The organism is Ensifer sp. ENS06, assembly GCF_014852205.1.
GTDB classification, from domain to species: Bacteria; Pseudomonadota; Alphaproteobacteria; order Rhizobiales; family Rhizobiaceae; genus Ensifer; species Ensifer adhaerens.
In genome coordinates this window covers 652,945-672,336 of record NZ_JACVBC010000002.1, presented here as the reverse complement: position 1 = coordinate 672,336, position 19,392 = coordinate 652,945, and the positions used below count along the sequence as shown (strand labels likewise).

Sequence of the window (19,392 nt, the reverse complement as noted above, 5' to 3'; positions counted from 1 at the left end):
AGGGCAGCGGAAAGTCGCCGCCTCCCGATGTGGGTATTGTTATATAAGTTTATTCGAATACAACTGTTTTGGCCCGAAACGGCGAAGCGGGGCATGCCAAATGCCGCGCGCTGTTGCATCGGCCACACAGTTGCCTTGGATCCGCCAATGCCTGTCGCCCGACACTGTACAGCGCTCGTGCGGCAACGGCGCGTGAGAACAAGGGCTCAAGGTCTCGCGACTAGCCCTTTGATGTGACAGGCCTTGGGCGAATTCTGGCCGCGAATTCTGGCCGTGCTAGCCATCGACGGCGGGAGCTCAGGTCTCGTCGGGCAAGAGCGTCGAGCGTTGCGATTTCAGCCATTCGAGCACGTGGACGCGCAGTGCCGAGGAGAGGTTGCTGTCGGGCGTGCGCTGGTCGTCGATTTCGGCGATCAGCTGGGCAAGCGGCACCGCCCGCGTTTCGGCGATCGTCTTCAGTTCCTGCCAGAAGGCGTCTTCGAGCGAGAAGCTGGTGCGGTGGCCGTGGAGCGTTGCGGAATGCTTTCGGATCATCGCCCGGCCTTAGAGACTGATTCAAGGAATTGGCATTTCGAGTCCGGAAGCTGCCGCAAGTCCTTGCTCCGGAATCGCTTTTGCGGGCTCAGTCCTTGTCGACGTCGCCTTCGGCAGGGCGCTCGATGCGGCCCTGGTCAAGGCGGGTCTCCGCCTTGTCGTTCAGCGCTTTCGTCAGGGATTTCTCGGCCTTGGTGCGGCCGAAGGAGATGCGATTCTGCTCGGCCTGCTTGTCCTTTTCCGTGCGCTCGCGACGCTTGCGGAACTGGCGCAGATTGACGACGTCTCCGGTCATGAGCCGCGGCTCCTCGGATCAGTTCTTCTTGCGGAAGGAATCGAGCGAGACGACGGAGCCGCCGCCATTCTTCGGCTCGGTGGGCTTGTCGTCCTTGGCCGAGGTCTCGGCATTTTCTTCCGGAACGGGATAGGCGGTGATCTCCGCCGATTCCTGTTCTTCTTCCTCGCCGGCCGCCACGTCGAACTCCAGTTCGAAATTGACCGACGGGTCGTAGAAGCCACGGATGGCGTTGAACGGGATCACCAGCCGTTCGGGCGTGTCGGAGAAGGAGAGGCCGATTTCGAAGCCGATTTCGGTGACTTTCAGCTCCCAGAACTGGTGCTGGACCACGATGGTCATCTGTTCGGGATACTTGGCTTTCAGGTGCTGCGAGATGCGCACGCCCGGCGCGCCGGTCAGAAAGGTGATGAAGAAGTGGTGCTCTCCCGGCAAGTGACCGGTGGTGGCAACCTCCGTCAGGACCTTTCGGATGACGCTGCGCAGTGCGTCCTGTGCCAGAATGTCGTAGCGGATGTGGTCCTGGCCCATGAGCGTCCCGTCTTTCCTCGAACTCAATCTACTGTCTGCTGCCGGCTTGGAGGTCAAGCCGTCGGCTTTTCATTGCCCGTCTGAAGCAGACGAGTCAATTATTCAAGCATCTATAGACCATTTCGAAGCGGGGGAGAAGGTGAAGGCTTCTGTTGCCAGGTGCCTTCGGACCCCGCCTTACGGTGCTACCCGGAAGGACTTGATTTGAAGTGTCGCACCGCGATTAAGCAGCGAGACGTGCTTCAGCATAGTTGTCGTTTGCAACTATAAGTTTAGCCCGATAACGGTGGTACAATGCCGAGCAAAAAGTCGATCTTTACGCCCTTGTCGATCCTATTTCGCCCCCAGCAAAAGCCGATCGATTCTGATCGGTTTTTGGTGGAGGCGCCGGGTACCGCCCCCGGGTCCAATGGGTTTATTTCATCGCCCGTTTATTGCCATAGCCGCCCGAAGACGGCAGAGTTCATATAGGTCTTTCCGGGCCCCAAGAAAAGGGGGATGTGTCGGATATATGACTTTCTCCCGGACTGCCCGGTGCCGAACCGCCTTGACTTGACCGGCATCCATGAAAAACTCCCGCTGCTGCCACGCGGCCGGCAATCTCCGGCCGCAGTTTCGAAAAGCAAAGCAAGCTGGAGGCCTCATGACGGACTACCTCGCAGATGTGCAGAAATACGACAGCGGCGCCGACGAAGCGATCGTGAACAAGATCGTGCGTCACCTTGGCATTGCGCTTCGCAACCGGGATTCCTCGCTCGTTTCGGCGTCGGATCCGAAGGAGCTCGAGCGGGTCAAGGAGAAATGGTGCGAGAAGAAGCTCGGCATCAGCGGCGCCGATGCGGACAGCGCGATCGACGCCACCGTCAAGGCGATGTCGGCGGACCGGTCGAAATCGCGCGTCACCTTCTATTATCTGGTGGCCAAGAATCTCGGCAAGCTACAGACCTTGTAGCTCCCCGCCGAATTATCCGGGATAATCGTCCCGTGGTCATTGGTTCGCCGCCGGCTTCGTCCTAAATTTAGCGAAAGTACGAATCGGCGGCGCCAGACCATGCAGCAATATCTCGACCTTCTCGACCATGTGATGACCAACGGATCCGACCGCGGCGACCGGACGGGAACGGGCACGCGCTCAGTCTTCGGCCACCAGATGCGCTTCGACCTCTCCGAGGGCTTCCCGGTGCTGACGACCAAGAAGCTGCACCTGCGCTCCATCATCCATGAACTGCTGTGGTTTTTGAAGGGCGACACCAATATCCGCTATCTCAAGGAAAACGGCGTCACCATCTGGGACGAATGGGCAGACGAGAACGGCGACCTCGGCCCGGTCTATGGCTACCAGTGGCGCTCCTGGCCGGCGCCGGACGGGCGCCATATCGACCAGATTGCCGGCCTCGTCGAAAGCCTGAAGACCAACCCGAATTCCCGCCGCCATATCGTCTCGGCGTGGAACCCGGCGCTCGTCGACGAGATGGCGCTGCCGCCCTGCCATTGCCTTTTCCAGTTCTACGTCTCCGACGGCAAGCTCTCCTGCCAGCTCTACCAGCGCTCGGCCGACATCTTCCTCGGCGTGCCCTTCAACATCGCTTCCTATGCGCTCTTGACGATGATGGTGGCGCAGGTGACGGGCCTGAAGCCGGGTGATTTCGTGCACACGCTTGGCGACGCGCACATTTACCACAACCATTTCGAGCAGGCCCGGCTGCAGCTCACCCGCACGCCGAAGGCGCTGCCGAGGATGGAAATCAATCCAGACGTGAAAGATCTCTTTTCCTTCCGTTTCGAAGACTTTACGCTTGTCGGCTACGAAGCCGATTCATCCATCAAGGCGCCGATCGCCGTCTGACATATCCTGATGCTGCGGGTGGCCGGTCCGCATTTCTGAATTCTTCTCGATGCCGATGCCGCGCCACCCTTCGGGCGGGGCAGGAGCTTCCGTCGCCCGCACGCGCAGGGGCCGGCAATCCAAGGTGAGGGGCGGCCGGGGAGGGCTGTCGTCCAAGGGAGGTATCGATGCTCACACTCGTTCATGCGCCGCTGTCGCGATCCTCGCGCATCGTCTGGCTGCTTGAGGAGCTGGGCGCGGAATACGAGATCCGCTACGTCTCGATCCGCCGCTGGGACGGCTCGGGTGAGCCCGACGACAACAACCCGCATCCGCACAAGCAGGTGCCGGCGCTCATCCATAATGGCGCGGTGATCTGGGAGTCGGCCGCCGTCGTGCAGTATCTCACCGACCTCTATCCCGATTGCAGCCTCGGCCGGCCGCCCGGCCACAAGGAGCGTGGCGCCTATCTCTCCTGGCTTGCCTATTACGCGGGGGTGATCGAGCCGACGGCGCTTGCCCATATCTCCGGCGCCACCATCAACAACCCGGCGCAGGCGCGGCTCTACAGCGAAATGTGCGCCCATGTGATCGACGTGCTCACCCGACGGACCTATCTGCTCGGCGAGACGATGAGTGCCGCCGATCTGCTCTTGGCAAGCGCGCTGCAGTGGATGCGCAAGATCCTGCCGGAAAGCACGGTCGTCGATCGCTACATCCGCGTGGTGACGGACCGAGCAGCCTATGACCGCGCCAGAGAAATCGACAGCAAACCGAACGGGTTCCATGACTGAAACGAAGACCACCCACCCGAAGATATCGATCGTCGTCGCCGTTGCCGCAAACGGCGTCATCGGCCGCAATGGCGATCTGCCCTGGCGGCTTTCGACCGATCTCAAGCGCTTCAAGGCGCTGACGATCGGCAAGCCCGTGATCATGGGGCGCAAGACCTGGGCGTCGCTCGGGCGTCCGCTTCCCGGCCGCGCCAACATCGTCATCACCCGCAACGCGGATTTTGTGGCGGAAGGGGCAAGCGTCGTCCCGTCGCTCGATGCGGCGGTAGCGCTTGCCGGCCGAGAGGCGGAGGCCGCGGGCGTGGACGAGATCTGCGTGATCGGTGGCGGCGAGATCTACCGCCAGTCGATCGCGCGTGCCGATATCTTGCATGTGACCGAGGTGCAGGCGACCGTGGATGGCGACACGCGCTTCCCCGACATCGATCCCGGCATTTTCGAGAAGGTCTTCGAAGAGGACCTGCCGCAGGGTGAAAAGGACAGCCACGCCATGCATTTCGTCACCTTTAAGCGGCGTGCGACAGCCTGACGCGGCGGATCGTCAACTATTTTGAACCATTTACGGTGAACTCGGGTCTATCGCGTTGAAAGCGGTGCGGGTGATACCTATAACGGTTTCACATCATGAACGACCGTGCGGTGGCGCGGCCGTTCAGCGTGGGAAGTATTCAAAAGAGAGGTTTTGATGCCCTGGAGCAATCAGAATGGCGGCGGCGGTGGCCCATGGGGCGGCGGCGGTGGCGGCGGCAATCAGGGGGGTCCCTGGGGCCAGGGGCCAAACCGGCCGCGTGGCGGCAAGGGCGGCCCGCCGGATCTGGAAGAGATCATTCGCCGTGGCCAGGACCAGCTCAAGAACGTCGTTCCCGGCGGCTTCAATGGTGGCGTCTTCGCCATTATCGGCCTGCTGATCGTCGGTTTTGTCCTGATCAATTCGATCTACACGGTGCAGCCGGACGAGCGCGGCGTCGAGATGCGCTTCGGCAAGCCGAAGGACGAGATCTCGATGCCTGGCCTGCACTATCATTTCTGGCCATTCGAGACCGTCGAATTCGTCAAGATCACCGAGCAGCAGCAGAACATCGGCGGGCGCTCTAGCGGCCAGTCGAATTCCGGCCTGATGCTCACCGGCGACCAGAACATCGTCAACGTCCAGTTCTCGGTTCTTTACTCGGTCACCGATCCGAAGGCTTACCTCTTCAACGTCGAGAACCCGTCCGACACGCTGCAGCAGGTGGCCGAAAGCGCGATGCGCGAAGTCGTTGGTCGCCGTCCGGCGCAGGACATCTTCCGTGACAACCGTCAGGCGATCGCCGCGGACGTGAAGAGCACGATCCAGGCAACGATGGACACCTACGGCACCGGCGTTTCCGTCAACACGGTCGCAATCGAGGACGCCGCACCGCCGCGCGAAGTGGCCGATGCGTTCGACGAAGTGCAGCGCGCCGAGCAGGACGAGGACCGCTTCGTCGAAGAAGCCAACCAGTATGCCAACCAGGTGCTCGGTAAGGCACGCGGTCAGGGTGCGCAGATCCGCGAAGAGGCGGCCGCCTACAAGGACCGTGTCGTCAAGGAAGCACAGGGTGAGGCGCAGCGCTTCATCTCCGTCTATGACGAGTACTCCAAGGCGCCTGACGTTACCCGCAAGCGTCTCTATCTCGAAACCATGCAGGGCGTTCTCGGCAAGTCGAAGAAGGTCATCATCGACGAGAAGAACGGGCAGGGCGTACTGCCATATCTGCCGCTGAATGAAATCGGTCGTCCGACGACGTCGGGTGCCGCAGCAGTTTCGGGAGCAGGCCAGTGATCAACAATCGTACCTCCGTTATCCTGATCCTGCTCGCCGTCGTCTTCGTCGGCATCTATTCCTCGGTCTTCGTCGTCAACGAGCGCCAGCAGGCGATCGTCGTTCGCTTCGGTCAGATCAAGGACGTCAAGAGCCAGCCGGGCCTCTACTTCAAGCTGCCCTTCGCCTTCATGGATGCCGACCGCGTCCAGTACGTCGAAGACCAGGCACTGCGCTTCGACCTCGACAACATCCGTGTCCAGGTCTCGGGCGGCAAGTTCTATGAAGTTGATGCCTTCGTCGTCTACAAGATCTCCGATCCCCGCCGCTTCCGCGAGACGGTCTCGGGCGATCGCGACTCGGCGGAATCGCGTCTCAGGACCCGTCTCGACGCATCGCTGCGCCGTGTCTACGGTCTGCGTGGCTTCGAGGCTGCCCTTTCGGACGAGCGTGCGTCGATGATGCGCGAAGTGCGCGCCGACCTCAAAACCGACGCCGAGTCGCTCGGGCTCAACATCGAGGACGTCCGTATCCGTCGCACCGACCTGACGCAGGAGGTCTCGCAACAGACCTACGACCGCATGAAGGCCGAGCGTCTGGCGGAAGCGGAACTGATCCGCGCCCGCGGTAACGAAGAAGGCCAGCGCCGCCGCGCGATTGCCGACCGTCAGGTCGTCGAAATCGTGGCCGAGGCCCAGCGCGATTCGGAAATCCTGCGCGGTGAAGGCGAAGCCGAACGCACAAGGACCTTTGCCGACGCCTTTGCGCGCGATCCGAAGTTCTTCGAGTTCTATCGCTCCATGACCGCTTACACGCAGTCGATCGGTAGCCCGGACACGACGCTGGTGCTTTCGCCGCATTCGGAATTCTTCCGTTACTTCAATAACTCGGAAGGCACTCCGCCGGCCGCGGCACCTCAAGCAGCGACCGGAAACTAGGCGGGCGATGTCAGACTTTCTGACAGGATTCGCTTTCTTCCTGATCATCGAGGGGCTGGTGTACGCACTGGCCCCTTTGGTTTTGGTGGAAATGGCGAAGCGTTTGCCGTATGTCCCCGAACATCAGCTTCGACTGGCGGGGCTCGTTTGCGTGGCTGCCGGGGTCGGACTTGTATGGTTGCTTCGAGGATAATGCGAAATGCCACATAAACTGCTGATCCGGCTGGTCGATGCCGAATACGCCATCACCCGCCTCAATATCGGCTCCAGCATGCCGGAATGGCTGCCGGGGCCGGGCTTCTGGACCGTGTCGAGCTCGCGCGAGGAGATGACGCTGGTCTGCCGGGCCGCCCGCGTGCCGTCCAGCGTCCAGAGTTCGCTCGGCTGGCGCTGCTTCCGCGTCGAGCAACATTTTGCCTTTGACGTGCCCGGCGTGCTCGCCTCGGTGCTCCGGCCGCTTTCGGATGCCGGCGTCGGCGTCTTTGCCAATTCGACCTTCAGCACCGACTACATTTTCGTTGCCGGCTCCGATCTCGACAAGGCGGTCCAGGCGCTGAAAGACCACGGCCACGAGCTCACCACCTGATCAGCCACGCCCGGCCTCGACCTAAAGGCTCGGCCGGGAACGCCCATCCTTTCGCACCCTTGCGCGCAAGGATCAGGAAATCGTGTTTGGACCCTTCCGAATTCCGCCTTATCTTCAGAGGAAAGTCGGACGTCGCGGTCTCGCGGCTTGCGTTTGTCAAATCTGCCGCATAAGCCCGGCCGGCGGTTTCGGTCGAGGCGGAATTATGCGAAGAATCAAAGTGCTATGGTGTGCCGGTGTCACCGCACACAGCCAGAGGAGCTGAAGCGAATTGTCCACGCGATCAAAATCCCGAGTACACTCGCTTGGCGCCTCCCTCGGCGTTCTGGCGCTCGCAGGCGCGCTTGCCTTCAGCAGCACCGCACTCGCCCAGAACACGGCGATCCGGCCGCCGAGCAATGGCCCGGCCTCCGTCGCCGATCTGGCCGCCGGACTGCTGGATGCCGTCGTCAACATCGCGACTTCGCAGAAGGTCAAGAACGACGATGATGCACCGGCGCCGCAGGTGCCGGAGGGCTCGCCCTACCAGCGCTATTTCGACGAATTCTTCAAGGGCCAGGGCAATCAGGGCGGTAACCGCCAGCGCACGGTCGAATCGCTCGGCTCCGGCTTCGTCATCGATCCCTCTGGCTACATCGTCACCAACAACCACGTGATCGAGGGCGCCGACGACATCGAGATCAACTTCGCCAATGGCAGCAAGCTGAAGGCGAAGCTCGTCGGCAAAGACACACAGACCGATCTCGCGCTGCTGAAGGTCGAGCCGAAGGCGCCGCTGAAGGCCGTGCCTTTCGGGGATTCGCGCAAGATGCGCATCGGCGACTGGGTGATGGCGATCGGCAACCCGTTCGGCCTTGGCGGTTCCGTTTCGGTCGGCATCATCTCGGCGCGCGGCCGCAACATCAACGCCGGCCCCTATGACAATTTCATCCAGACGGACGCTGCGATCAACCGCGGCAATTCCGGCGGGCCGCTGTTCAATATGGCCGGCGAAGTGATCGGCATCAACACGGCGATCATCTCGCCAACGGGCGGCTCGATCGGCATCGGCTTCTCCGTGCCGACCGAACTTGCCGCCAATGTGGTACTTCAGCTCAAGGACTTCGGCGAGACGCGTCGCGGCTGGCTCGGCGTGCGCGTCCAGCCGGTGAACGACGATATCGCCGAGAGCCTGAAGATGGACGCGCCGCGCGGCGCGCTCGTCTCCGGCATCATCGAAGGCGGGCCGATCACGCACGGCGAGATCAAGGCCGGCGACGTCATCGTCAAATTCGACGGCCATGATGTCGGCGAGGTGCGCGACCTGAAGCGCGTGGTCGCCGAAAGCCCCGTCGGTAAGGCGGTGGATGTCGTGGTGATCCGCGACGGCAAGGAACAGACAGTCAAGGTGACGCTCGGACGCCTCGAGGATGGCGCGCTTGCAAGTTCCGACGCGGCAACCGGCGACGAGGGGTCGAAGGCTGACAAGCCGGAGGCTGCGCCGCTTCCAGCGACCGACGTCGTGCTCGGCATGAAGCTTGCGACGCTCAACGAAGAGGCGCGCAAGAAATACGGCATTGCCGAAGACGTGGACGGCGTTGTCATCACCGAGGTCGCGCCGAATTCGGTCGCGGCAGAGCGGCGCGTAGAGGCGGGCGACGTCATCGTCGAGGTCGGTCAGGAGGCGATGGAGACGCCCGCCGACGTGGCCGACCGGGTCGAGGAGCTGAAATCCAGCGGCCGTCGCCACGCCGCCCTCTTGATCTCCAACAAGTCCGGCGAATTGCGCTTCGTCACCGTTCGGGTGGAGTAGGGCGCATCGCGCCTTTCGGCAGTTGCGGCTGCGGCATCGGATCGATGCCGCAGCGCCGCTTTCGGTCGAAGCCGATTGTCTGAATCTTTTCAGTGCTATCGCCTCTGGGGCTGAGAGGCTGAATCCACGTCCTCAGGTTTTGATTCAAGGCTGCGATTCGGCCGACGGGCCGCAGCGCGCTCATGATGGGCACAGACACGGCCCTTCATCCCGCTGCCGCGACCTTCTCCCCGCTTGCGGGGGAAAGGGTTAGGGTGAGGGGCATTCGAGAAGTGGTGAGGTGCTCTTCTTTCAGCAGTCGTCGCTCGCTTGCCTGGGGTGCGGGGACGGCTTGCGCGCCGGCTGGAAGGTCATCAGCCTGAGGGCTTCGAACAGAATTTCGATAATCGTATGCATTGCCGCACCTCCTTTCTTGCAAGCATTTCACTCCACTTGCCGGCACCCCTCAAACGAGTTTACAGTCGCCGTCGGATAACTTGAGGTTATGCATGAAGCGCGGCCGACTGCCCCTGACAGCGTTGCGGAGTTTCGAGGCGGCCGGGCGACTGGAGAGTTTCACACTGGCTGCATCGGAGCTTTTCGTCTCGCAGGCGGCCATCAGCCGGCAGGTGCGCGAGCTCGAAGAGCTGATCGGGCGGCCGCTGTTTGAGAGGCTCCACCGCGGTGTGCGGTTGACGGCCGATGGTCAGGCGCTGCTCGGCACGCTGACATCTGCCTTCGACATGGTGGGCGAAAGCCTCGACGCGCTCTCGGGGCGGCGGTTGTCGCAGACGCTGAAGGTCAGCGCAGAGCCATCCTTTGCCGGCTGCTGGCTGGTGCCGCATTTGCAGGAATTTCAGGGGGCGCATCCGGAGATCGATCTGGTGATCGATGCGGAGTCGCGGCTCGCCGAGTTTCGAAGCGGCGAGGCCGATATCGCCATCCGCCACAGCTTGACCGCGCGCTCCTGGTCGCGGGTGGAGACGCGGCCTCTTGCCGAGGTGGAGATGGTCCCGGTGATCACGCCTGCGCTTGCCGGCGCCGGGCGGCCGCTCGACCGACCCGAAGACCTGTTGCAGCATCCATTGTTGCATGAGGATAACCGGCAACTCTGGGAACAATGGTTTGCGGCGGCCGGCACCGCGCCGGTGAAGCTTGCACGCGGCGCGATCTTCGCCGATGGCTCGATGGTGCTGCAGGCGACGCTGCGCGGCAGCGGCGTCGGCCTCATCGACCGCGACCATGCCCGCGACGACATCGCCGCCGGCCGGCTGATCCAGCCGTTCGACGCCTCAGTGCCCTATGGCGCGTTCTTTATCGTGGCGCGGCGCTTCGAGGCGCTGTCGGAGGCGGCCAGGGCCTTTGTCGACTGGATCGAACGGAGCTACCCGGGGGCGGGGCGAAAGCGGTGAGGCGGCCCTTATCCTCAGGGCGAGCGCTTGCCCCTCTTCCGCCTGCCGGCACCGTCTCCCCGCACGCGGGGAGACGGAAAGATATGGCGAACGCCCGCCATTCTTCAGAGGTGGTTGGGTAGTGCCAGTGCGGCTGGCGTCTCTCTTCCCGCCTGCGGAGAGAGATGTCCGGCAGACAGAGAGGGCAACCCACGAAGCGGCAGCTTATTTCCCGGCCTTTGAACGATGCGCGCGCCATTCCTCGGCGCTGATCGCATAGAGCACATGCCGAACCAGGGTCGGCTGATCGATTGGGACGCGGGGGTGGTCGAAGTCGCGGCTTGGGTCGCGGTGCATGCCGATCCGTTGCATGACAGCGGTCGAGCGGGTGTTGGCGGGAACCGCGAAGGAGACGACCTCGCTCAAGCCCTTTTCCTCGAAGCCGTAGCGCAGCAGGGCGTTGGCCGCTTCGGTGACGTAGCCCTTGCCCCAGTAGGGCGGGGCCAGTCGCCAGCCGATTTCGACCGTTCCTTTGGGCAGGTGCGGCTCCAAATCCGTGAGCGCGAGGCCGCAGAAGCCGATTGGCTTGTCGTAGGCCTTGAGCGCCATGGCGAAGAAGCCGAAGCCGGTTTCGGCGATGCCCTTGCCGACGCGATCGAACAGCGCGTCTGATTCTGCGCGGCTGCGGCGGAAGGGAAAGAATTCCATCACCTTGGGATCGCTGTTGATCGCGAAGAAGAGATCGCGATCGCTTTCCTTCCAGGCGCGGATGCGCAGCCGCTCAGTCTCGGCAATGATCATCCGGCGAAATCCGTCTTGCGATAGCCCTGGAGATAGAGAAGGGCGGTGAGGTCGCCGTGGTCGATGCGGACCTTCGCCTGCTCGGCAACGACGGGCTTGGCATGCAGCGCCACGCCGGTGCCGGCGAGCTGGATCATGCCGAGATCGTTGGCGCCGTCGCCGACGGCAAGGGCATCGTCCGTCGAGATGCCGAGGCGGTCGGCGATCTCGATCAGCGAATCGACCTTGGCCTGCTTGCCGAGGATGGGATTGGCGACTTCGCCGGTCAGGATGCCGTCTTCGGCGATCAGCGTATTGGCGCGGTTCTCGTCAAAGCCGAGCATCTCGGCGATCGGGCCGGTAAAGACGGTGAAACCCCCGGAGACGAGCGCGGTATAGTGGCCCTTGCTCTTCATCGTTGCGATCAGTTGTTTTCCGCCCGGCGTCAGCGTGATGCGCTTGGCGATGACCTCGTCGACGACGCCAAGTGGCAGGCCCTTCAGAAGTCCTACGCGTTCGATCAGCGCCGGCTCGAAGGCGATCTCGCCGTTCATGGCGCGGGCGGTGATCGCCGCCACCTTGTCTTTCAGGCCGACTTCGGCGGCGAGTTCGTCGATGCATTCCTGGCCGATCATGGTCGAGTCCATGTCGGCGATGAGCAGCTTCTTGCGGCGGCTCTCGGCGTCTTGCACGGCGGCATCGACCGGTGCATCGCCGATCACGCCGCGCAGCAGGGTTTCGGCGGCATCCGGATCGGTGCCGTCGGTCAGCGCGATATCGCAGGCGATGCCATCGGCGAGCCAATAGAGGCCGGATGCCTTGACGGCGTCAGCGGCTGCTTCCGCCAGTGCTGGCGTCAGAACAGGATTTGACGGATTGGCGATAAGCGTGGCAACGAGAGCCATGGACAACAACCTTGATACCGAGAGCGACGCGATCCTGATAACCGGGCCGACCGCCAGCGGCAAGTCCGCGCTTGCCGTCGAACTGGCGCGCCGACACGGCGGCGTGGTCGTCAATGCCGACAGCATGCAGGTCTATGACACGCTGCGGCTGTTGACGGCGCGGCCGGACGAGGCCGACATGGGCGGCATCGGGCACTGTCTTTACGGCCATGTGCCGGCGGCATCCGCCTATTCCACCGGTGCCTGGGCGCGTGAAGCGCAGGCATTGGTCGCTCAGCTCAAGGGCGAGGGACGCTTGCCGGTTTTTGTCGGCGGCACCGGGCTCTATTTCAAGGCGCTGACCGGTGGTCTCTCGGATATGCCCGAGATCCCGGCCGCGATCCGCGAGCGGCTGCGCGAGCGGCTGAAAGGGGAAGGGGCGGAGGCGCTGCATCGCGACCTCGAAGCCAGGGATCCGGAAACGGCGGTGACACTGAAGCCCGGTGATGGCCAGCGGATCGTGCGGGCGCTCGAAGTGGTGGAGGCGACCGGCAAGCCGATCCGCTTCTTCCAACAGCAGACCGGACCCATGATCGTCGACCCGGACCGGGCGGCAAAATATGTCGTGCTGCCGGAGCGAAAGCTCCTGCACGACCGCATCAACCGTCGCTTCCAGTTGATGCTTGCCGGCGGCGCGATCGACGAAGTGCGGGCGCTGCTTGCGCTCGAGCTGCCGTCGGAAATGCCCATCATGAAGGCGATCGGCGTCAGCCAGATCGCAGCCCTTCTGAAGGGCGAACTCGACGAGGCCGAAGTGATCGAGATGGGTGCTGCGGTAACGCGACAATATGCCAAGCGGCAGATGACCTGGTTCCGTAACCAGCTCGACGACAGCTGGCAGCGCATTTCGAGCGCCGAGGAGGTGCTTTGACGAGCGCCGTTGCTGCGGATCAGTCGGAGAGGTTCAACTGCCAGGACACGCCGAAGCGGTCGGTGACCCAGCTGAAGCGCTGGCTGAAGCCGTAATTGTCGAGTGGCATCAGCACTGCCCCGCCTTCGGCGAGCATGCCATAAAGCGTGATGATCTCATCCTCGCTCTGGCATTCCACGAAGAAGGAGAACGACGGGGTGAAATCGAAGGCGTGCCGGACCGGGCTGTCGATGCACTTGACCCGCTGCGCGCCGAGCCGGAAAAGCGCCACCTTGACGCTGCCTTCGGGACCTTGCTCATCCGGTCCATAGCGCTCGACTTCCAGCACCTCGGCATTCGGGAACAGTGAGACGTAGAAGGCCATGGCGTCGTCGGCGACGCCATCCTGGAACATCAGAAAGGGCGTGATGCTTGTAACCATGGCGCGCTCCCGTTGTCGTCGGTGTCAACAAAACCGGCTGACTGATCCTACCCCAGGATGTCGCCACGACAACGGTCGGCCCGCGGCAAAGTTTCCTTGCAGGATAGGCGCTGATGCCTTGCTGTGAGCGGGGCGGCTTGCAGGTTCGGGCGGCGCATGCCATGTCCCGATCATGACAGACGAGCAGAAAACGTCTCCTGACAGCGCGGAAATCCGTCTGTCTCCCGATGAAGCCCTGGTGCTTTTTGAACTTCTGTCGCGTTGGAGCGAGGAGAACGCAGTTCCAACGCCGGACGCCTCCTGTTTCGAAAGCACGGCCGAATGCGCGGTGCTGCTCGGAGTGCTGGCAGACCTTCAAAAGCAGTTGGTTGCACCCTTTCGCGAAGACTACGCCGAAGCGGTGAAAGCGGCACGCCGCCGTCTGGCGCCATCGTGGGATTACCCTGACCTCAGGGGGTGATTTGCTTGCTTGTGCCTACGCTTGATCGGCTCACACCAGTCACGCCAGCAGCGGCCACAGCACCAGTCCGATCCCGATGATGCTGGTCGCAAACAGGGCCGAGCGCAGCACGGGAATGCCGATCGCATAGGCGAGCCAAAAGGCGAGCCGTGCCGAAAGCCAGACGATCGCACCGAGTTCCGTCGTCGTGTTGTTTGCGCCGGTGACTTCGACCGCAAGCAGCGCGGACGCGGCGAAGGGAAAAGTCTCGAGGAAGTTTGCCTGCGCGCGTTTCAGCCGTCCGACGAGGGGCGTTGGCGGCGGCCCGGCCGCTTCGCGCGAAGAGAGCGACCAGGCCAGTCCGTTCTGGCGCGTCTGGAGTTGCGCCGCGACAAAAACCTGGATGATGCCGAAGATGCAGCCGAGCGCCAGCACGGTCATCTCCATGCTCATGGCCGCGCTCCGAAAGCCGTCTCGAACTTTACTGTCGCGTGTGCCTGCGCCATGTCAGCCATCGTGCTTTCCTCCCGCATTGTTTGCTGAAAGCACGCTAACTCTCTGGTACGATATCGTAAATACGGACAAAAAGGATAGTACGGGGGGCGCCGACATGACGGAACAAGCCGTGGCATCGGACCGAGGTGTCGGGCCGAAAGTGTCCAGCCTGACCGGTCTCGACATGAGCCATATCCGGCTCTGCCCCGCCATCGCCTTCAACCAGATCGTCGGCGGGCGCTACAAGCTGCACATCCTCTGCGTGCTCGAAGGCGGGACGCACCGCTATGGCGAAATCGGACGGTCGCTGCTTCGTGGCGGGCTCGGTAAGCCGATCACCCCGCGTATTCTCAGCCGCGAACTGCGGGAACTGGAAGAACGGGGCCTGATCAGTCGCCGGGACTATCCCGTGGTGCCGCGCAAGGTGGAGTACAGCCTGACCGAACATGGGCGGGCGCTGTTGCCGATCCTCGCCGAAATCGTCCGCTGGGGCGCAACGGGCGCGCACGAGCAAATCCTCGGGATATGACTTCCTCCTGCCTCCTGCTCGGCCCTTCAAAACGTCGAGAAGGCTGTCGCGCTCACGCTTTCACGGCCGAGAAGAAGAGGAAGCGCGGTTTGGTCGTCAGGCTCCTGTAGGCGTCCGGAAAGAGCGTGCTGGCACGCGGATCGGGCTCCGGTTCGCTCACCGTCTCGGTGGCAAATCCGGCTGATTTGAGCGCATCGAACATGGCGTGCAGCGGGCGGTGCCAGAAGCGCATGTGGATGGTCCTGCCGCCCCGTTCCCAGGTATCGTCGAAGCGATAGGTCTCGAAATAGTTGTCGTGACCGGAAAGGGAATGATCCATGAACGGATGGTGCGTTGAGAAAACCAGGCGGCCGCCCTTCTGCAGAACCCGGTTGAATTCGGAAAGCGGGAGCGACCAGTCCTCCAGATAGTGCATGACGAGGGATGCCACGATGAGGTCGAAGGCACCGTCGTCGAACGGCAAGGGTTCGCCCAGATCGGCCATCAGCAATTGCGCACGCCCGTCGAGGCGTCGACGGGCGATGTCCAGAAGACCGGCGCTGCGATCAATGCCGGTCACCGTGGCGCCGCGCTCGATGAGCGCTGCCGCGTGCGCTCCGCCGCCGCAACCGGCGTCGAGCACCCGAAGCCCGGCGACGTCGCCGGCGAGTGCCAAAGTCGCCGGCCGCTCGTAATAGGCGTTCCAGGCGTTGTTCTCGTTGTCGGCATCATAGGCTGCCGCAAAGGCATCGTAGTCGTTCTCTGGCAAGGTCTTTTCTCCGCTGCCACCGAAAGGCGTGCGCGATCAGATGTCGAAGCGCTTGAAACTTCTATTCTATCGGTCTGCGACGCCATCGGGCAACGCCGCTTGTACCGTTCTGTTCGGGTGCCCGGAGCCACGGCCGCATTGGGGCGGGCCAACGCATGGCAATCGCATTAATATGGAGCGGCCCCTGGAGGACCTACGGTCGCGAGGACGCGTGCGACCACCCAGCGAGCCGCTATTCCCCTCCAGAGTTGTTCACGCACTGCCGCCCGCAGCGCATGTCTGGACGAAACGCTTTTACATCTCTGGTTGTCAAATGGGGCGCCCGCAGTTTTACGCGTTCGCTGCCTAGGTCTTGCGGATGATGCTGCCGAGGGGCCGCTTCAACAGGCTTTCGCGCAGCGACCCCTGGCGCGGCCGCTCGCCCGACGCCGGGTCAGCCGGTTGCGAACGGCGTTGGGCCTGATCGGCCGGGGATGGCTCGTTCAAGAGCTGCTGGCGGATCTGATTGAAGCGCTCCAGCTCCGGATTGACGGGGGCAGGCGCGCGCGGAAGCATGTCCGGACGATAGGGCTCGATCTCGACCTGCGGCTCGCTGAGGCCCGGTTGCGGCTCGGCTTCTGCCGTGGCGCCCAGTTCGGTCTCCCAGCGCTGCTCTTCGCTCACGGTCTGCGCCGCCATGTAGCTCTGCTGGAAGTTCGAAATATCCGGCCCGTTGATGGCGCGCATGCGGCTGACGATCGCGCGCAGGTCAACGGTCGGCGGATGGTCCTCGTCGATCCGGTCGATGATCCCGTGGGCGCGCGGCAGGCGCTCCTCGGCGATGCGAGAAAAGCGCATGCGCATCGGCACGGCCACCGCCTCGCCGAATGCGATTGCCTCGCCATTGCCGATCGAGGAAATGAAGCTCGTCGTCGATGTCGACGAGTTCGGAATGGCCGAGCGGATGATGTCCTGGTCACGGTCGTTGGCAAGCCGCATGGCAAAGACCGTCGAGCACTGCGACAGGATCGTCGGATCGAGTTCGCCGGGGCGCTGGGTGATGATGCCGAGCGAGACGCCGTATTTGCGGCCTTCCTTGGCGATGCGGGCAATGGCCTGGCGGGTCGGAAGGAAGCCGAGCGACGGATCGGCCGGCACGTAGCGGTGCGCCTCTTCGCAGACGACCAGCATATGGATGCCGCCATTGCTCCAGAGCCCGATTTCAAACGCCATGCGGCAAAGCACCGAGGCGACGGAATTAACGACTTCCGAGGGGATGCCGGCCAGCTGGAAGGTGGCGATCGGCCGGCCGTCGCCTGGAATGCGGAAAACCCGGGCGATCGTATCCTGGATCGTGTCGGTGATCGTGTTCGACGAGAACATGAAATGATAGCGCGGATCGTTGATCGCCGAGACGATCTTGACCTTGAGCGAGCGCAGATGCGGCTTGTCGTTGCGCCCTTCGAGCCGGCCGATGCGCTCGTCGATCAGCGCCAAGAGGTCGGCGATGCGGTAAGGCACCGGCGTGTCGGCGGTGATCGAGCTCTTTTCCGTCTGGCGCCGCACGATGCCGGCGTCGCCGCCGCCGCGGAAGGCCTTCTTCGCCTCGGGGATGATGTCGCGCAGCATGTCGAGCTCGTCCGGCGGCGCCGGGCGGCCGCGGAAGATCACCTCTGCGAACTCCTCCAGTCGGAAGAACCAGAAGGGCAAGTCGAGCGTATCGGTGTCGATGACGACGGCAAGGTCGGGGAAGGCGGCGGCAAATTCGTTGTGCGGGTCGAGGATCAGCACGCGCAGCTTCGGATCGGCAATGATCGCCTTGTTGAGCAGCAGCGTGACCGCGGTCGACTTGCCGACGCCGGTCGTGCCGACGATGGCGAAATGCTTGGCGAGCATCGAGGGCACGTGAATGGTTGCGTCGAGGCTCTCGTCCTGGGTCAGCTTGCCGATGATGCAGCTGTCGTTGCGGCCGGAATCGTAGATGCGCGCAAGGTCGGCGGCGCGGATGCGGTGGGCGATGGCGCCGAGATAGGGATATTGGCTGATACCGGCGGAAAACTCTTCACGACCGTCGGGGCCCCTATGGACCTCGCCCATCAGTTCGACTTCGATGCGGAAGGTGTTGTTGGTCTCTTCGCCCCATTCGCTGGAGGTGGTCTGCATCGAATAGACCAGCGCCACCACGCGGTTCCTGCCGACGGAAATGGAAATCAGCCGGCCGACGGACCAGAGTTCGGTCAGCGACGTCTCGCCGCTCTCTGCGATCGCGGCGATCGTCGCGCGCGCGCCGTTGCAGGCAACCACCCGTCCGAGGAACCGGTTGCCGGGCTTCAGGCCGTCACGGCGATCCTGCTCTCCGGCACGGATCGAGGAATGAAGTTCATTGTTCAGCAACGCGAGAAACCCCGGCAATACGGCGCTTCATGTTAGCCAAGGGGATTTAACAAGTGGTTTCGAGATGTTGCACGCTCGAGCACGCGGGGCACGGGCAGCGGCATGGCGACTTGCGCACTCCGATTTAGTTCCCTGTCAGAGCGATAGCCGGCCGGCCATCCTCCTCGCCGAGCTACCGTACTGCCAGCGCATCATGAAGTACGAGACGGTCAGGAGAAGGGCCATACCGCCTGCGATCACGAGACAGAGAACCATGTCCAGAGACATCAGCAGGGAGACGAACTGCTGCCGGTTGACGTAGTAGGCGATCTCATAGCCTGGGTCGCCGAATACAAACGCCATGACGTAGACCCAAGCAGCAATTGCAACACCCGGCAGAATGCTAATTGCCGTGGCTAAGCCCAAGGAGACGCGGGCCAGTTTCGCTTTCTCTTCTTCCGTCGGGCATCGGCGATGCCTTTGCACGAAACGGCTGGCTGTGGCGGTAGCCGATGACAATGTCTGCGCAAACCAGACGCCGAATGCAGTTCCCTTCGGTATCGGGCCAACAAGGGTCTCGTAGGCGAACATCCCGGTCACGCAGACTCCTGTCAACGCCAGGCAAACGAGGGCGAAGTAGCGATAATATGGCGTCAGTGACACGGTCGGCTTCATGCGTGGTTCCTGGCGCGCGGTTGTGGCGCCACTTGGCGTGATTAGCGCATAACGTGCAAGATTGTGCGCTCTCCCTGAGCAAACTGTCGGGAAAGCTCGCCGACGTTGGCCGGACTGTGTGACGCCTCAGCCCTCCGATGGTTTGATGCACTGAGCAAACGACCGGAACAGCGCCCGCCCTTCCGGCCAGTCACTCAACCCGCTCTTGCCGTTGATATGGCCGACGGCGCCGGCTTCGGCGAACCGGCTGCCCCATTGCGCCGCCCGCATCTGCGCGTAGCCGATGGTGCCGAAGGGGTCGTTGGAACTCGCGACGATAAGGGAGGGAAAGCGGAAGCGTTCCGTCGGGACCTTGGCGAAGCTGGCAGCCTCCGCCGGGAAGGCCGCAGACGTCGGATCGGGAACCGCCACGAGAAAAGCGCCGGCGATCGGACGGGTGCGGACCGCATGCCAATGGGCGACGAGCAGACAGGCAAGGCTGTGGGCGACGAGAAGGGGCGGCTCGCTTGCTGAGGCAATGGCGCTGTCGAGCGCCTGGATCCAGTCGGCAAGCTGCGGACGATCCCAATCGCCCGGTTGGAAACGGCGCATGTGAGGGTCTGCATACTCCCATCGGGTTTGCCAGTGCGCCTCGCCGGAACCGCCGATGCCGGGCAGGATGATGATATCGTTCATGTCGTCCTCTCATCT

General features: G+C 63.0%; 24 protein-coding genes and 1 other RNA gene. 13 read left to right on the top strand and 12 right to left on the bottom strand.

The features are described from left to right. Positions 1–297: 297 nt before the first annotated feature. From IB279_RS12530 to ssrA, 4 genes are all read right to left on the bottom strand, one after another. The gene (locus tag IB279_RS12530; protein WP_034792594.1) at positions 298–534 is read right to left on the bottom strand and encodes a ribbon-helix-helix domain-containing protein; all 237 of its coding nucleotides are present in this window, start codon (positions 532–534) and stop codon (positions 298–300) included. Between the two features lie 88 nt (positions 535–622). Further along, entirely contained in the window at positions 623–829 is a 207-nt protein-coding gene (locus IB279_RS12525) for a DUF4169 family protein (RefSeq protein ID WP_034792596.1), read from the bottom strand. 18 nt (positions 830–847) lie between these two features. Beyond that, entirely contained in the window at positions 848–1,360 is a 513-nt protein-coding gene (locus IB279_RS12520) for an SspB family protein (RefSeq protein ID WP_034792598.1), read from the bottom strand. A gap of 138 nt (positions 1,361–1,498) precedes the next feature. After that, positions 1,499–1,857: a transfer-messenger RNA gene (ssrA, locus tag IB279_RS12515) on the bottom strand. 146 nt (positions 1,858–2,003) lie between these two features. Here ssrA and IB279_RS12510 point away from each other — a divergent pair. The 10 genes from IB279_RS12510 to IB279_RS12465 all read left to right on the top strand — a co-directional run bounded on the left by IB279_RS12510 (position 2,004) and on the right by IB279_RS12465 (position 10,469). Further along, positions 2,004–2,312 (top strand): DUF2853 family protein, encoded by a 309-nt coding sequence (locus tag IB279_RS12510; protein WP_034792600.1) that lies wholly within the window; start codon positions 2,004–2,006, stop codon positions 2,310–2,312. A 99-nt stretch (positions 2,313–2,411) separates the two neighbouring features. Beyond that, positions 2,412–3,206 (top strand): thymidylate synthase, encoded by a 795-nt coding sequence (locus IB279_RS12505; protein WP_060515960.1) that lies wholly within the window; start codon positions 2,412–2,414, stop codon positions 3,204–3,206. Between the two features lie 167 nt (positions 3,207–3,373). Further along, positions 3,374–3,979: a glutathione S-transferase gene (locus IB279_RS12500; RefSeq protein WP_060515961.1), complete on the top strand. Its 606-nt coding sequence runs from the start codon at positions 3,374–3,376 to the stop codon at positions 3,977–3,979. Then, positions 3,972–4,508 carry a dihydrofolate reductase gene (locus tag IB279_RS12495; protein ID WP_192339229.1) on the top strand — a complete coding sequence of 179 codons (537 nt, stop codon included), beginning with the start codon at positions 3,972–3,974 and terminating at the stop codon, positions 4,506–4,508. Before IB279_RS12500 ends, IB279_RS12495 begins: the two co-directional genes overlap by 8 nt. Positions 4,509–4,664: 156 nt before the next feature. Beyond that, entirely contained in the window at positions 4,665–5,783 is a 1,119-nt protein-coding gene (gene hflK, locus IB279_RS12490; RefSeq protein ID WP_034792611.1) for an FtsH protease activity modulator HflK, read from the top strand. Next, positions 5,780–6,700 (top strand): protease modulator HflC, encoded by a 921-nt coding sequence (gene hflC / locus IB279_RS12485; RefSeq protein ID WP_060515963.1) that lies wholly within the window; start codon positions 5,780–5,782, stop codon positions 6,698–6,700. The genes hflK and hflC overlap by 4 nt, the downstream gene beginning before the upstream one ends. A gap of 7 nt (positions 6,701–6,707) precedes the next feature. Then, on the top strand, positions 6,708–6,893 hold the full coding sequence (locus IB279_RS12480; protein WP_034792618.1) for a DUF2065 domain-containing protein: 186 nt from the start codon (positions 6,708–6,710) through the stop codon (positions 6,891–6,893). Between the two features lie 6 nt (positions 6,894–6,899). Then, the gene (locus IB279_RS12475; protein ID WP_034792627.1) at positions 6,900–7,286 is read left to right on the top strand and encodes an ACT domain-containing protein; all 387 of its coding nucleotides are present in this window, start codon (positions 6,900–6,902) and stop codon (positions 7,284–7,286) included. 271 nt (positions 7,287–7,557) lie between these two features. Next, the gene (locus tag IB279_RS12470) at positions 7,558–9,078 is read left to right on the top strand and encodes a DegQ family serine endoprotease (protein ID WP_112771084.1); all 1,521 of its coding nucleotides are present in this window, start codon (positions 7,558–7,560) and stop codon (positions 9,076–9,078) included. A gap of 488 nt (positions 9,079–9,566) precedes the next feature. Beyond that, positions 9,567–10,469, top strand: coding sequence for a LysR substrate-binding domain-containing protein (locus tag IB279_RS12465; protein ID WP_112771083.1), 903 nt, complete (start codon positions 9,567–9,569; stop codon positions 10,467–10,469). Positions 10,470–10,673: 204 nt separating this feature from the next. On the opposite strand, the gene IB279_RS12460 is transcribed toward IB279_RS12465, so the two are convergent. Further along, the gene (locus tag IB279_RS12460; RefSeq protein ID WP_112771082.1) at positions 10,674–11,249 is read right to left on the bottom strand and encodes a GNAT family N-acetyltransferase; all 576 of its coding nucleotides are present in this window, start codon (positions 11,247–11,249) and stop codon (positions 10,674–10,676) included. Then, positions 11,246–12,133 (bottom strand): phosphoserine phosphatase SerB, encoded by an 888-nt coding sequence (serB, locus tag IB279_RS12455; RefSeq protein WP_112771200.1) that lies wholly within the window; start codon positions 12,131–12,133, stop codon positions 11,246–11,248. The genes IB279_RS12460 and serB overlap by 4 nt, the downstream gene beginning before the upstream one ends. Between serB and miaA the strand changes: the two genes are divergently transcribed. Beyond that, the gene (gene miaA, locus IB279_RS12450) at positions 12,132–13,043 is read left to right on the top strand and encodes a tRNA (adenosine(37)-N6)-dimethylallyltransferase MiaA (RefSeq protein ID WP_192339228.1); all 912 of its coding nucleotides are present in this window, start codon (positions 12,132–12,134) and stop codon (positions 13,041–13,043) included. The two genes, serB and miaA, sit on opposite strands and share 2 nt — an antisense overlap. Positions 13,044–13,062: 19 nt before the next feature. Here the strand turns inward: miaA and IB279_RS12445 are convergent, their stop codons facing one another. Beyond that, the gene (locus IB279_RS12445) at positions 13,063–13,464 is read right to left on the bottom strand and encodes a VOC family protein (protein ID WP_112771080.1); all 402 of its coding nucleotides are present in this window, start codon (positions 13,462–13,464) and stop codon (positions 13,063–13,065) included. 172 nt (positions 13,465–13,636) lie between these two features. On the opposite strand from IB279_RS12445, the gene IB279_RS12440 reads away from it, so the two are divergent. Further along, positions 13,637–13,924, top strand: coding sequence for a hypothetical protein (locus IB279_RS12440; RefSeq protein WP_112771079.1), 288 nt, complete (start codon positions 13,637–13,639; stop codon positions 13,922–13,924). Positions 13,925–13,963: 39 nt separating this feature from the next. On the opposite strand, the gene IB279_RS12435 is transcribed toward IB279_RS12440, so the two are convergent. Further along, complete coding sequence (locus IB279_RS12435; RefSeq protein WP_034792642.1) at positions 13,964–14,356, bottom strand: MAPEG family protein; 393 nt, start codon at positions 14,354–14,356, stop codon at positions 13,964–13,966. A gap of 157 nt (positions 14,357–14,513) precedes the next feature. Between IB279_RS12435 and IB279_RS12430 the strand changes: the two genes are divergently transcribed. After that, positions 14,514–14,927, top strand: a complete 414-nt coding sequence (locus IB279_RS12430; RefSeq protein WP_234824423.1) for a helix-turn-helix domain-containing protein — start codon at positions 14,514–14,516, stop codon at positions 14,925–14,927. 52 nt (positions 14,928–14,979) lie between these two features. Here the strand turns inward: IB279_RS12430 and IB279_RS12425 are convergent, their stop codons facing one another. The 4 genes from IB279_RS12425 to IB279_RS12410 all read right to left on the bottom strand — a co-directional run bounded on the left by IB279_RS12425 (position 14,980) and on the right by IB279_RS12410 (position 19,377). Next, entirely contained in the window at positions 14,980–15,675 is a 696-nt protein-coding gene (locus IB279_RS12425) for a class I SAM-dependent methyltransferase (RefSeq protein ID WP_112771078.1), read from the bottom strand. A 345-nt stretch (positions 15,676–16,020) separates the two neighbouring features. Further along, entirely contained in the window at positions 16,021–18,048 is a 2,028-nt protein-coding gene (locus IB279_RS12420; RefSeq protein ID WP_112771199.1) for an ATP-binding protein, read from the bottom strand. 135 nt (positions 18,049–18,183) lie between these two features. Continuing rightward, positions 18,184–18,702, bottom strand: coding sequence for an ABZJ_00895 family protein (locus IB279_RS12415; protein WP_112771077.1), 519 nt, complete (start codon positions 18,700–18,702; stop codon positions 18,184–18,186). A 126-nt stretch (positions 18,703–18,828) separates the two neighbouring features. Next, positions 18,829–19,377, bottom strand: a complete 549-nt coding sequence (locus tag IB279_RS12410; protein ID WP_112771076.1) for an alpha/beta hydrolase — start codon at positions 19,375–19,377, stop codon at positions 18,829–18,831. Positions 19,378–19,392: the final 15 nt, after the last annotated feature.